The organism is Clostridium senegalense JC122 (assembly GCF_000285575.1).
Taxonomy (GTDB): domain Bacteria; phylum Bacillota; class Clostridia; order Clostridiales; family Clostridiaceae; genus Clostridium_J; species Clostridium_J senegalense.
Map to the genome: position 1 here is coordinate 644,165 of NZ_HE611050.1, position 13,296 is coordinate 657,460.

The 13,296-nt window shown below is 28.1% G+C and carries 14 protein-coding genes; 2 read left to right on the forward strand and 12 right to left on the reverse strand.

Annotated features, from left to right (window positions below; all coding sequences use genetic code 11):
• Positions 1-119 precede the first annotated feature (119 nt).
• Complete coding sequence (gene ylbJ, locus CSGHG_RS03645; protein ID WP_010292802.1) at positions 120-1,301, forward strand: sporulation integral membrane protein YlbJ; 1,182 nt, start codon at positions 120-122, stop codon at positions 1,299-1,301.
• On the opposite strand, the gene CSGHG_RS03650 is transcribed toward ylbJ, so the two are convergent.
• The 6 genes from CSGHG_RS03650 to CSGHG_RS03675 all read right to left on the reverse strand — a co-directional run bounded on the left by CSGHG_RS03650 (position 1,284) and on the right by CSGHG_RS03675 (position 7,137).
• Positions 1,284-1,850, reverse strand: coding sequence for a hypothetical protein (locus tag CSGHG_RS03650; RefSeq protein WP_010292803.1), 567 nt, complete (start codon positions 1,848-1,850; stop codon positions 1,284-1,286). The two genes, ylbJ and CSGHG_RS03650, sit on opposite strands and share 18 nt — an antisense overlap.
• 3 nt (positions 1,851-1,853) lie before the next feature.
• Positions 1,854-2,345, reverse strand: a complete 492-nt coding sequence (coaD, locus tag CSGHG_RS03655) for a pantetheine-phosphate adenylyltransferase (RefSeq protein ID WP_010292804.1) — start codon at positions 2,343-2,345, stop codon at positions 1,854-1,856.
• A gap of 1 nt (position 2,346) precedes the next feature.
• Complete coding sequence (gene rsmD / locus CSGHG_RS03660) at positions 2,347-2,904, reverse strand: 16S rRNA (guanine(966)-N(2))-methyltransferase RsmD (RefSeq protein ID WP_010292806.1); 558 nt, start codon at positions 2,902-2,904, stop codon at positions 2,347-2,349.
• Between the two features lie 78 nt (positions 2,905-2,982).
• Positions 2,983-5,016: an ATP-dependent DNA helicase RecG gene (gene recG, locus CSGHG_RS03665; protein WP_010292808.1), complete on the reverse strand. Its 2,034-nt coding sequence runs from the start codon at positions 5,014-5,016 to the stop codon at positions 2,983-2,985.
• 108 nt (positions 5,017-5,124) lie between these two features.
• On the reverse strand, positions 5,125-6,774 hold the full coding sequence (locus tag CSGHG_RS03670) for a DAK2 domain-containing protein (RefSeq protein WP_010292809.1): 1,650 nt from the start codon (positions 6,772-6,774) through the stop codon (positions 5,125-5,127).
• Between the two features lie 12 nt (positions 6,775-6,786).
• Positions 6,787-7,137: an Asp23/Gls24 family envelope stress response protein gene (locus CSGHG_RS03675; protein WP_010292811.1), complete on the reverse strand. Its 351-nt coding sequence runs from the start codon at positions 7,135-7,137 to the stop codon at positions 6,787-6,789.
• 227 nt (positions 7,138-7,364) lie between these two features.
• On the opposite strand from CSGHG_RS03675, the gene rpmB reads away from it, so the two are divergent.
• The gene (gene rpmB, locus CSGHG_RS03680) at positions 7,365-7,553 is read left to right on the forward strand and encodes a 50S ribosomal protein L28 (protein ID WP_010292812.1); all 189 of its coding nucleotides are present in this window, start codon (positions 7,365-7,367) and stop codon (positions 7,551-7,553) included.
• A 386-nt stretch (positions 7,554-7,939) separates the two neighbouring features.
• Here the strand turns inward: rpmB and CSGHG_RS23550 are convergent, their stop codons facing one another.
• From CSGHG_RS23550 to CSGHG_RS03710, 6 genes are all read right to left on the reverse strand, one after another.
• Positions 7,940-8,110: a hypothetical protein gene (locus tag CSGHG_RS23550; protein ID WP_162130902.1), complete on the reverse strand. Its 171-nt coding sequence runs from the start codon at positions 8,108-8,110 to the stop codon at positions 7,940-7,942.
• Positions 8,111-8,385: 275 nt separating this feature from the next.
• Entirely contained in the window at positions 8,386-9,018 is a 633-nt protein-coding gene (locus CSGHG_RS03690) for a thiamine diphosphokinase (protein ID WP_010292813.1), read from the reverse strand.
• 1 nt (position 9,019) lies between these two features.
• Positions 9,020-9,670, reverse strand: coding sequence for a ribulose-phosphate 3-epimerase (gene rpe / locus CSGHG_RS03695; protein ID WP_010292814.1), 651 nt, complete (start codon positions 9,668-9,670; stop codon positions 9,020-9,022).
• Complete coding sequence (rsgA, locus tag CSGHG_RS03700; RefSeq protein WP_010292815.1) at positions 9,667-10,533, reverse strand: ribosome small subunit-dependent GTPase A; 867 nt, start codon at positions 10,531-10,533, stop codon at positions 9,667-9,669. The genes rpe and rsgA overlap by 4 nt, the downstream gene beginning before the upstream one ends.
• A 13-nt stretch (positions 10,534-10,546) precedes the next feature.
• A complete protein-coding gene (gene pknB, locus CSGHG_RS03705) occupies positions 10,547-12,574 on the reverse strand; it encodes a Stk1 family PASTA domain-containing Ser/Thr kinase (RefSeq protein ID WP_010292816.1) in 2,028 nt (675 codons plus the stop codon).
• Positions 12,549-13,295, reverse strand: coding sequence for a Stp1/IreP family PP2C-type Ser/Thr phosphatase (locus tag CSGHG_RS03710; RefSeq protein WP_010292818.1), 747 nt, complete (start codon positions 13,293-13,295; stop codon positions 12,549-12,551). Before CSGHG_RS03710 ends, pknB begins: the two co-directional genes overlap by 26 nt.
• Between the last annotated feature and the right edge of the window lies 1 nt (position 13,296).

Genomic DNA, 13,296 nt, shown 5'->3' on the forward strand with positions numbered 1-13,296 from the left:
ATTTTAAAACCTATTTAAGACCCATCTTTTTCTTATTTATAATTATAAAAAATTTAATCATATATATCTATCCTAGAAATATAAATTAATTAAGACATTAATTTTTGGAGGGTATATTGATGATTTACTATTTTATTTTTATTATTATAGTTTTAATAAGTTATATTTTTATTAGAAAATATAATCTTAATGGTTTTTTCACTTTATTATGTACTTTAATAATATTATACATAATTTCAGATCCAAAACACTGTATAGAACTTACAATTTTAGGTTGTAAATTATTTTTTTATTCAGTATTTCCATCTCTTTTTCCTTTTCTAATACTTGTGAACATGATTATTTCCTGTGGAGGAATAAATATATACTCCAAAATATTAGGTAATTTTATATGTACCCCCTTATATTTACCTAAAAATTGTAGCTTAGCTCTATTAGTAAGTGTATTTTGTGGATATCCTTTAGGCGCTAGATATGCAACTATATTATATAGTGAAAAATTTATAGATTTTAAAACCTACGAAAGACTTTTAAATATCGCTTCAAACGGCAGTCCTCTTTTCATTGTTGGTGCTGTAGGTACTTCTATGCTTTTAAATCCTAAAATAGGCTATTTACTACTATTATCTAATATGCTTTCCTGTATAGCTATGGCTTTTATATTACCTAATAAAATTAAACCTAATAAAAATTTCTATATGAATAAATCATTTTCAAATATAACAAATAATCCTTCTACAAACCTTGGCCAATCTTTTATGGCTGCCGTAGAAGATGCAATTAAAACCTCCTTATCCATAGGTGGTTTCATAGTAATTTTTTCTGTATTAATAGGCATAATAAACGACAGTGTATTATTTAACACTGTCGCAAACAAACTGTCAGATATATCAAATATCCCTTTAGATGTTTTAAAAGGAATATCTTTGGGCCTATTGGAGTTAACTAATGGTTGCAATATAATTGCTAAATGCACTCTTTCTTTAAATAACAAATTAATTCTAATAAGTTTTTTAATAGGATTTAGTGGCATATCTATAACATCGCAGGTTTATTCTATAATTTCTAAATTCAATGTAAGTATAAAAAAGTACTTATTTTTTAAATTAACTCAAGGTGCTATAAGTGCTTTTTTCACAGCATTTATTTGCAAAATTCCATTATTATCACCTGTATTAGAAACCTTTAATACTAATCAATATTTTAACAATATAAATTCTCAACTTTATATCTTAATATCTATGTTTATAATTATCCCATTTTTAGCTTTTAATCTAAAAAATTTATTTAAACGCATTTAATTCTTTTATATTTTCAACAATAGTGGATGTAGTGCTCTGAAAATCTTCATATATACCTCTAAGCATAATATCCACTTCTTTATTCACCTTTAAAACCATTTCTTCACTTTTAGTATCTATTTCCCTTTGTAATTTTGTTAATACCTCATCAACATAATTAACTGTACCTAGTCTTAATTCCTTTGAAAACTTATTGGCGTCAGCCTTTATTTTTCTCGCCTCCATATTAGCTTCATCTAATATTTGAGCAGCTTTTACTTCCGCCTTTTTCAAAACTTCTGCATTTTCAAATTGTTTTTGAATTATTATAGATGCCTCTTGTTTCATTTCCTCAGCCTCTCTACGTGCAGCTAGAAAAATTTCCTCTCTTTTATCTACAATAGTCTTTGCATCATTAAATTCCTGTGGTAAATTTTCTTTTAGTTCATTTATAAGACCTAATAATTCTCCTTTATTTATACTAACTTTCCCCAATAAATTACTAGATGTCTTAGCAGTTTTTTCAAGATAATCTACAAGTTCTAAAACGTTGCTAATACTTTTATCCAAAACCTATTCCCCCCTTTTTACTTTAGCCCTAGCCTTCACTTCTTCTTGTGTAACCTCTGGAACTAAATCCTCTAAACACCCTCCAAATAATGCTACTTGTTTTGTTGACGATGAACTTAAATAAGAATATTTAGAGTTTGTCATCATAAACAAAGTTTCCTTAGTTTTATCTAGTTTTTTATTCATTAAAGCCATTTGAAACTCATAATCAAAATCTGACATAGATCTTAATCCTTTTATTATTACATCTATTTCTTTATCATTCATAAAGTCGACTAAAAGTCCACTAAAACTTTCAACTTTAATATTAGGCATATTAGCTGTTACTTTCTTTATTTGTTCAACTCTCTCTTCTATAGTAAACCAACCTTTTTTATCTGGATTTATCAAGACAGCTACAACAACTTCATCAAAAATATATGAAGCTCTTTTTATTATATCTAAATGCCCTTTTGTAATAGGATCAAAACTTCCAGGATACACTGCTTTTCTCATTTTACTTCTCCTTGTAATCATAGAAACAAACTGTAGTGTTTCCATACTTTCTTTTATCAAATAAAGTTATTTCATCATTTCCTTCATAAATAACTTCACTTGTGTCTATTTTAGTAACTATTAATCCATCCTTTTGTAATAACTTATATTTTGAAATTAACTCTACTGCTGGAGGTATCATTTCCTTAGCATAAGGAGGATCTATAAATATAATATCAAACTTTTTATCTTCTTTATAGAACTGTTCAAGAAATTTATAACAATCTCCATTTAAAGTTACGCATAAATCCTGAAATTTTAGATTTTCAACATTCTTTTTAAGAAGACTATAACTACTATCTCCCATTTCTATTAAATAACTTTTTTCCGCACCCCTACTAGCAGCTTCTATTCCTAAACTTCCTGTCCCTGAAAATAAATCTACAGTAACAGCTCCCCTAACTCTATGCTGTATTATATTAAAAATAGATTCCTTAATTCTATCTAATGTTGGTCTTGTTCCCATTCCTTCTGGTGGAAGTAAATTTCTTCCTTTTGCTATTCCGCCGATTACTCTCATAGTTTTTGCTCCTTTTCGTTTATAAATTAAAATTCATATTATATTTTTATTTTTCATAAATATTTTAAATCACAATCTCTAATTAAAGCAAATATATTTAGAACTTTTCTCTAATTTATCTTTAATTTCAATTTTTACTTTTTCATCTTCAATAGTTTTACTATTTATAATTTCTTTTGCTTCCATATTAGCTGCTTTAAAGATCCTAAAATCTTCAACTAAATCAGCTAAAAGAAAATTATTTTCCCCAGACTGCCTAAATCCAAATAACTCTCCACCACCTCTTATACGTAAATCTTCTTCTGCTATATAAAATCCATCATTGCTATTTTTCATAATTTCCATACGCCTTTTAGTTGTATCACTCTTTATATTAGCAATTAATATACAATAAGATTTATGACTACCTCTCCCAACTCTTCCTCTTAATTGGTGTAGCTGAGAAAGTCCAAACCTTTCAGCATTTTCAATTATCATAACTGTTGAATTTGGTACATTAACACCAACTTCAATAACAGTAGTAGAGATTAATACTTTTATATTCCCATTTTTAAACTCTTCCATTATAGCATTTTTTTCTTTGTTAGGCATTTTTCCATGAAGAATTGCAACTTCAATATTTTTGAAATACCCATTTTTAAGTTCATTATTCAAAGTTTCCACAGAACTTAATTTTAAATCTTCATTTTCTTCTACCAAAGGACAAACAATATAAACTTGTCTTCCCATACCTATTTCTTTTAAAGTAAAATCATAAGCTCTATTTCTTTCTTTTTTATCCAAATAATATGTATCTACTTTTTTTCTTCCAGGTGGCAATTTATCTATAACAGATACATCTAAATCTCCATAAAGGCATAACGTTAATGTCCTTGGTATAGGTGTAGCACTCATGACTAACACATCAGCATTCTCAGATTTTGCACTTAGTTTATTTCGTTGATTTACACCAAATCTATGTTGCTCATCTGTTACAATCATACCTAAATTTTTGAAAACAACATCCTCTTCTATAAGAGCATGAGTTCCTATTAATAAATCAATTTTACCTTCTTTTAAATCATTTTTTATAATCTCTTTATTTTTAGCAGTAGTGCTACCTGTTAGCAATTGTATATTTATTTGAAAATCTTCAAAAAGAGTTGTTGCTTCAAAATAATGTTGTTTAGCCAATATTTCTGTAGGCGCCATCATAGCTGCCTGGTACCCATTTTTTATAACATTAAATAAACTTATTAATGCAACTATAGTTTTTCCACTACCTACATCACCTTGTACCAACCTATTCATTGGAACATTTCTTTTTTCATCAATTAATATTTCCCTTATAACTCTACTTTGAGCCTCAGTTAATTGAAACGGTAATTTATCTTTTAAATTTCTAAGTTCATTAGCCATTTTAAATGCTATCCCTAAACTACTTTTATTCAATTCTTTTAACATAAGAATCTTCATAGAATAAGCAAATAGCTCTTGAAATTTTAATCTTTTTCTAGCCTCTTCTAATTTATATCTGTCTTTAGGACTATGTATATTCCTTATAGATTCATCTAAAGACATAAATTGATATTTCTTTAATATTTTTGATGGTAAATTTTCTATTATCCTTACCTGTGATAAAACATCACTAATTATTTTGTTTAAAAAACTGTTGTTTAGATTGTCCTTTAATGAATACTTTGCTAGTATTTTATTCTTATCTATACTAGTGTTTTTTAATATTTTAGGATTACTCATTCTATATTCACCATTGAACTTTTCAACTTTTCCAGTTATAACATATGTAGAATTAACCCTAAAACTATTTTTAGCATAAGGTTGATTAAACCATTGTCCTTTAAAATTCTTATTACCACAGTTAAATATAACTGTAGATAAAATTTTGTTATTTTTAGTTCGAATATCTCTTAATATACTTTTCACAGTACATTCTAATATTACTTTCTCTTTATCTTCAAATTCCTCTATGGAATTTCCTATTTTAACCATATCATAATCCCTAGGAAAATATAATAATAAGTCTAAAATATTATATATACCACACTTATTAAGTTTCTCCCCCATCTTAGGCCCTACACCCTTAACAAATGTTATGTCGTCATATACATTCACACTATCACTCCATAAACCATTTTTAATTGTAGATAATTAAAAATCATATACAAAATTTTAAAAATATACAAATAAGTATCTATATAATAGAAAAAAGCCCTTAGGCTTTTATTCTACTGCTGTAATAAAATAATATAATGGTTGTTTCCCGTCAAAACATTGGATGTCCATATCTGGATACCTTTCTTCCAATTTCTCTACTAATTCATCAACCTTGTTTTTATCACAATCTTCACCATAGAAAAGAGTTATTATCTCACTATCTTCGTTTATCATGTCATTTACTAACTCTTCACAAACAGTGTAAACATCTTTTCCTACTTGTTTTATATCCTTTTCAAGTATTCCTAGTATGTCTCCTTCACTAATAACTTTACCATCTTGCTCTGTATCTTTTACAGCATATGTTACTGAACCAGATGTAACATTGCCAATTGCTTCAGACATAATATCAAAATTTTGATTTGCATCATCTTCACTATTAAACATTGTTATAGCTGTTACCCCTTGTGGTATAGTTTTTGTAGAAATAACTATTACATTCTTATCTTCAACTAATTCCACAGCTTGATTTGCTGCCATAATTATGTTTTTATTATTTGGAAGAATAAATACAGTTTCTGCATTTATTTTATTTATGCTATTTACTATATCTTGTGTACTTGGATTCATCGTTTGACCGCCTTCAATAACTACGTCTACGCCTAAATCTTCAAATATTGCTTTTATACCTTCGCCTCTTCCTACTGTAACAAATCCATATTTTTTTATAGGTTCTTTATTAACTGTCTCTATCTTTTCTATGGCTTTTTCTTCATCTATACCAAGTAAACTTCTATGTTGTTCTCTCATATTTTCAATTTTTAATTTTGAAAGTTCACCAAATGTTAATGCTTTAGAAATTATTTCTCCTGGATCATTTGTGTGCACATGAACCTTGACCATATCCTCAAGACCAACTACAACTATAGAATCCCCTCTTTGTTCTAAATAATTTTTAAAATCCTCTGTGTCAACTTTGCATGATAAAATCATAAACTCTGTACAATATCCAAATTTAATGTCTTCAGTGTTTATGTCAGTTTGTATATTAGGCATTTCATAAGTTTCTTTTTGTAAAACTTCTGTATTTAATTTAACATTTAACCCTTCATTTAAAGCTTGATACATTCCTTTAAAAATAATTAATAATCCCATTCCACCTGCATCCACAACTTTAGCTTGCTTTAATTGTGGTAACATTTCTGGTGTCTTTTGTAACATTACTTCACAATTATTACATACTTCTTCAAATAAAGCAGTTACATTTTGAGCTTTACTTGTTTTAACGCCCTCTGCTGCTGCTCTGATTATTGTAAGTATTGTACCTTCTGTAGGTCTCATAACTGCTTTATAAGCAAAATTAGAACCCTGCACTATACTTTCCTTTATATCATTAACTGTAGCTTCTTTTTTACCTTCTAATCCTTTAGCTATTCCTCTAAATATTTGAGAAAGTATAACACCAGAGTTTCCTCTCGCTCCCATAAGAGCACCTTTAGCTAACTTTTTTCCTATTTCCCCTATGTCGTCATTATCTAATCCATCTACTTCACTAACAGCAGCCTTAAATGTCATTGACATATTTGTACCTGTGTCTCCGTCTGGAACAGGAAAAACATTTAACGAGTTAACATAATCTTTTTCTTCTTCTAATTTATTTGATGCATTTTTTAGCATGTTGCAAAAATCTTGCCCATTTATTTTTAAGTTTTCCAACTTTAATACCTCCTAGACTCTGACACCTTGAACATTCACTATAACTTGTGAAACCTTAAGTCCTGTAAAGTTCTCCACATTATATTTTACTTTTTGAATTATATTATTAGCTATAACTGAAATTTTAGTTCCATATTCTACTATTATATATAATTCTACACTTAAAGATTCATTTTTCATGTTTACCTTAACACCTTTACTAAGGTTTTCAGCTTTTAAAAGCTCCCATAGACCATCCTTAGCGTTTTTAGAGGCCATTCCAACAACACCATAACATTCCATTGTTGATACACCTGCTATATTCGCTAAAACTTCTTCTGAATAAAAAATATTACCTACTTGATTAGTTATACTAGCTTTCATATATAACTCCTCCTTAATAACACCATATAGTTTATTTTATATTATAAAATAGATTAATTCAAGAAATTAATATATCATCTATTGATTTTTCCCTAAACTGTATAATTTTATAATATAATTTATGTATTATTTTTAGTTTTTACTTGCATAAAATATAATTATTATGGTAAAATAGCTTATGTTTGATTTAAACATTAAATCATTGTGATTATAAGGAGGTGTTTGAATTGTCAAGAAGATGCGAAATTTGTAATAAAGGTGTTGTATCAGGTACTCAATACAGCCACTCACACCGTCAATCAAAAAGAACATGGGCTCCTAACTTAAAAAGAGTTAAAGCTATAGTTAAAGGTTCTCCTAAGACTATACATGTATGTACAAGATGCTTACGTTCAGGTAAGGTTGAGCGTGCTTAATCTTTAGCTTGTTATATAGCTATAAAAGAGTGCCAAAGCACTCTTTTTAAATAGTACCTAATAATTTTTAGATACTTTACATATAAACAAGATATTTCAATTCAATAATATACTGATGAAAATCTTAAGATTTTCATAAAAATACAACTTTAAATTTAAAGTTGTATTTTTATTTTATAAACATTAATTATTATACGAATTTCAATATTTACTTTCTAGATTTAGATTAACTTTTAAAATTAGTCATTTATCAAGCTAATTATGTATTATATATTTTTAAGCTTGATTTCTATTTTTTATTCTTTTCTTATGAATAGTTTAACTATCTTAGATAAGAATTTAGGAAGTTTTATAGCTACTATTTTCACATTCTCACCACCTTTCCACTATTTCTCCATAACTTTCCATCCAGCGCTAATAATTCCTAGTCCTATTGCAATAATCCAACCCCAAAATGGTATTACAATTCCTAAAATCACACCAAAAGCTACAGCCCCTATAACTTTCATATCTGTTGTTTCTTTTTTATTTTTATTTTTTTTATTTTTTTTAGCCATTATCTCACCTTGCTTATAATTTTATATTAAATAGTTTTTATGAATCACATTTCTTATTACCATATTATGTATTAAATTTTCTTTTGACACTGTTTTTAAGTTTATAAGTGTACCAATATTGAATTTAATCTTATACATCAAATTTTTATTATAAATTTAAAAATTATACATATATTTTATTTAGTTATAAAGTAAAAATTAAATTTTTATAAATTATATAATTTATATAATTTTTCACAAAAAAACTAGCGTTTAATCAAACGCTAGTTTTTTTGCTAATCTACAGATCTTATAATCATTAATGTTCCTGATGAAAATTCTAAATGAACTTCATTTTCAACAAATTCATTCGATACAGTAAGACTGTCTTCTACTTCTAAATTATAATCTTTTAATTCATATTTTGCATTTTTTACAGACAAACTTTCAACTTTTGTGTTAAATGCAAAGACAGAAAAAATATCTCCTTTTTTCCCATAAATAGTTTTTGATTCTTTTATCATAGTTATTTTATTATTTTCATCAACTATATGTGCATCTACACCTCTATTTATAGCTTTGTTAAGTATACATAAGTTACCTATTAAATGATCTACTCTTGTTCCAGTACAGCCTAAGAATACTATTTCTTTTGCATTTAATTCAATAGCTTTTTCTAATGCAATTTCTGTGTCTGTGTAGTCTTTTTCTTTAGGATATTTAGTAATTTCGCATTTATCTTTGAAATATTCCAATACATTTTTATCTATTGAATCAAAATCCCCAAGTAAAATTTTAGGTATTATATTATATTTATACAAAGAATTAGCTCCACTATCAGCTGCTATAATAGAAAATCCATTATCTATATATTTAACTATGGTTTCTTTTTTTGGTGGTGTACCACCAGATATAATTAACCATTTCATATTAAAACCCTTCTTTTAGTCCTCTTATATTTTTTTCAATTTCATTGTTTTTAAATACTGCAGATCCTGCTACTATAACATTTGCTCCACAGCTTACTATTTCTTTTATGTTGTTTTTATCCACTCCACCATCAACTTGAATCATTAAGTTTTTATTAGATATATCACTTATTTTTTTAATTTCTTTTATTTTTTCATTACAGTATGGTATGTACTTTTGACCTCCAAAACCAGGATTAACAGACATAACAAGAACCATATCTACTATTGGAATTAGATGCTTTATGTTTTCCACTGGTGTAGCTGGATTTATAGCTACTCCTACCTTAACTCCTAATCCTTTTATATAATTAACAGTTCTATCTAAATGTTTATCTGCTTCTGCATGTATAGTTATTATATCTGCACCAGCTAAAGCAAAGTCTTCTACATATCTTGATGGGTCTTCAATCATTAAGTGAACATCAAATGTAAGCTTAGTACATTTTCTAATAGATTTTATTATAGGTATACCAAATGATATGTTTGGAACAAACATTCCATCCATAACATCTATGTGCACCATATCTGCTCCATACTTTTCTAAATCTTCAACTGCTTTTCCTAAATTTGAAAAATCAGCTGATAATATTGACGGTGATAATTTCATCATCTTTTATTCCCCCTATTATTTGTTATATCTTCTAAAGTTTTTATATAAAAATCATATCTTGCTTTATGAATCTTCCCTTCATTTACAGCTTCCTTAACTGCACAACTAGGTTCTTTATGATGAATACAATTATTAAATTTACATTTATCTCTATATGGTTCAAACTCCTTAAAGCAATATTGCAATTCTTCTTTAGGGATAAAATTTAATTCTAAAGATGAAAAACCCGGTGTATCAACTAAATATCCATCTCCAAATTCAATTAATTCACTATGCCTTGTAGTATGCTTTCCTCTTTTTAATTTACCACTTATCTCCCCAGTTTCCATCATTTCTCTTCCAATAAATTTATTAAGTATAGTAGATTTTCCTACTCCTGATGGACCACAAAATACACTTATATTGTCTTTAATTTTTTCTTTTAGTTTCTCAAGTCCCAAATTATTTTTAGCCTCTAAATATAGAACCTCGTAACCTGCTGATTCAAGTTCTTCTTTTACTTTATCAATATCTTCATTTTTAAGATCCATTTTATTAAAACAAACAACAGCATTCAAATTATTATACTCACATAATAACAGGAATTTGCTAAGCAAATCCCTGTTTAAATCAGGATGTCTAAATGCAAATATAACAAAAGCTTGAGTTACATTGGCAACAACCGGTCTTATAAGTTCAGTTGTTCTTTCATATATTTTTTCTATTGTAACAGAATTATCTTCAACCTTAATTTCTACATTATCCCCTATCATAGGTGATAAATTATTATATCTAAACTTTCCTCTAGCTTTGCATGTATACGTGTTTCCTTCACTTTTTACATAATAAAGACCACCGATACCTTTAACTATTATTCCTTGCATATATCCTCCAAATTTATTGTTGATTTTCTCCTTCATCAGGCTTTTCAGGTTTTTCAGGCTTTTCTTGCTCCTGTTTTTTAACAGTTACACTTATATTTTCACCTTTATTAACTTTAGTTTCTGCTTGTATACTTTGACTTTCAATTATATCACTATCTTCTCCTGAACCACTTATATTTAACCCTAGACTATTAGCCAAATTTTTAGCATCACCTAATGTCATACCTACAAAATAAGGTACAGAAACTTTTTCTGGTTCAGGTTCTTTATATTTATAATACTTAACATCTACTGCCGTTTGTTCATTAACTTTTGATCCAGATGATACACTTTGATAAAATATTTTTCCATCACGGCTCTTATCAGTAGTTGAAACCTCAGTAGTTGCTCCTAATTTTAAATTAGCTGCACTTAAAACATTAGATGCTTCATCTACAGTCATATTAATTAAATCTGGAGTCTGGGAATATTTAACGGCTGATCCTTTACTTACAACTACATCTATAGATTCTCCTTTTTTAGCTGTAGTTCCTGGTTGTGGATTCTGCCTAATTACAGTTCCTTCACTATAAGTTTCATTATTTTCCTCTGTAACTTTTCCAACCTTAAAACCCATATTTGTAATTTGATTTTGTGCTTCTTGTAAACTTAAATTTCCTAAATCAGGTACAGTTACTTCTTCAGGTCCTGAACTTACAATAACTTTTACTTCAGATTTCTTTTTCACTGTAGTTCCTTCATTAGGAATACATTTTAATACTTCTCCTTTAGGTTTATCGCTTTTTTCTTCACCATCAACTTTAAATACAAGTCCTAGTTCTTCAATGATAGTTTTAGCATTTTCTTCGCTTTTGCCTACAATCTGTGGTATTTTAACCTCTTTTTTACTAGAACCAGCATCTGTAGATGGCTTCATTGTTAACGTTATTGCAAAAGCTCCAATTAGAACTATAAATATTCCTATAGATGCTAATAACAATTTCATTTTCTTATTTTTCGACCTTTTTTTCCTTGGTTTAATTTCTTCATCATCATCATCATCATATTCTTCTTCATCATATTCTTCTTCATCATATTCTTCTTCTCCATCTTTTCCATACAAATTATAATTATTGCTATCTTCATATGATGTTTTTGATGATTTATCTTCATCAATATTTATAGGACTCATTATCCTTGTAAATTCTTCAGTATCACCATTGTTTTGAGGTATATTATAACTAATATTACTTCTTATTTGCCTTAAATCATGTAATATTTCTGTAGCACTTTGATACCTTTTGATAGGCTCTTTCTCTATAGCCTTTAATATTAAATTACTAATATTTAATGGTATGTCATATTTTATAGCAGTTGGTGGTACCACAGGCTCCTGTATATGTTTTAAAGCTATAGATACAGGACTATCTCCATCAAAAGGCAACTTACCAGTAGCCATTTCATAAAGCACAATACCTAACGAATATATGTCTGTTCTAAAGTCCACAACTTTTCCCTTTGCCTGTTCTGGTGAAAAATAATGAGCTGAACCTATAACTTTTGTTGTATGGGTTATAGTGTCGCTATTAGAAGCTTTAGCTATACCAAAATCTGTAACTTTAACTACCCCATCCTCTTTAACTAAAATATTATGTGGTTTTATATCTCTATGAATAACACCATTTCTATGGGCACACTCTAATGCTTGTGCTATTTGTATTCCAAATTCCACTACTTGATCACAAGGTAAACTACCATTTTCGCAAATTACTTGCTTTAATGTTTTCCCTTCCACTAATTCCATAACAATATAGTTATATTTTCCTTCTACCCCAACATCAAATATATTAACTATATTATTATGTGAAAAGCTTGCTGTAGCTGCAGCTTCTTTTCTAAACTTATCCATAAATTCAATGTTAGAAGTATATTGCTCTTTTAGTATTTTTACTGCAACATACCTATTTAAAAGTCGACATTTGGCCTTATAAACTATAGCCATGCCACCTTCACCGATTTTTTCAATCAGCTCATATCTACTCCCCAATATGGTTCCAATCATCTCCACACGCTCCTTTAAATATGATAACTGAGATGTTATCTCTTCCGCCTCTATCTTTACTAGCTTTTATAAGCTCATCACAAACATCTTCCTTATCTGTAATAATAATATTACAAATCTCCTGCTCACTTAATTCATTTGTAAGTCCATCAGTACATAAAAGACCTTTATCAAATTCATTTAGATTTAATTCATAAAGATCTACATCTACAATTGGTTTAGTTCCTATAGCTCTTGTAATTACATTTTTATTAGGATGATTTTGAGCTTCTTCTTCACTAATAGTTCCATTATCTAAAAGTTCTTGAACCAAGGAATGATCCTTTGTAACTTTTATTAATCTATCTTTACAAATAACATAACATCTACTATCTCCAACATTTGCCACTAAACATTTTTCATCTTTTATATAACAAATGGTAATTGTAGTTCCCATTCCACTATATTCATCCTTTAATAAGGCAGCTTTATATATATGATGATTTGCTAAATTTACTGCTTTAGTTAATGCTATTCTACTTTCTTCCTCTTTGTTCTTTTTTAAATAATCTATAACGGTTTCTAACGCCATCTTACTTGCTACTTCACCTGCATTATGCCCGCCCATACCGTCTGCTATGGCAAATATAGCAATATCTTCATCTTCAAAATATTTAACAAAATCCTCATTTAAAACTCTTTTATTTCCCACATCAGATTTTATACCTATTAATCTCCCCATT

Excerpts from the sequence above, each read along its gene's own strand:
- pknB (WP_010292816.1), bottom strand. The coding sequence starts at position 12,574 with ATGATTGGAACCATATTGGGGAGTAGATATGAGCTGATTGAAAAAATC.
- coaD (WP_010292804.1), bottom strand. The coding sequence starts at position 2,345 with ATGAGAAAAGCAGTGTATCCTGGAAGTTTTGATCCTATTACAAAAGGG.
- CSGHG_RS23550 (WP_162130902.1), bottom strand. The coding sequence starts at position 8,110 with ATGGCTAAAAAAAATAAAAAAAATAAAAATAAAAAAGAAACAACAGAT.
- rsmD (WP_010292806.1), bottom strand. The coding sequence starts at position 2,904 with ATGAGAGTAATCGGCGGAATAGCAAAAGGAAGAAATTTACTTCCACCA.
- CSGHG_RS03675 (WP_010292811.1), bottom strand. The coding sequence starts at position 7,137 with ATGAAAGCTAGTATAACTAATCAAGTAGGTAATATTTTTTATTCAGAA.
- rsgA (WP_010292815.1), bottom strand. The coding sequence starts at position 10,533 with ATGCAAGGAATAATAGTTAAAGGTATCGGTGGTCTTTATTATGTAAAA.
- CSGHG_RS03690 (WP_010292813.1), bottom strand. The coding sequence starts at position 9,018 with ATGAAATGGTTAATTATATCTGGTGGTACACCACCAAAAAAAGAAACC.
- ylbJ (WP_010292802.1), top strand. The coding sequence starts at position 120 with ATGATTTACTATTTTATTTTTATTATTATAGTTTTAATAAGTTATATT.
- CSGHG_RS03710 (WP_010292818.1), bottom strand. The coding sequence starts at position 13,295 with ATGGGGAGATTAATAGGTATAAAATCTGATGTGGGAAATAAAAGAGTT.
- rpe (WP_010292814.1), bottom strand. The coding sequence starts at position 9,670 with ATGATGAAATTATCACCGTCAATATTATCAGCTGATTTTTCAAATTTA.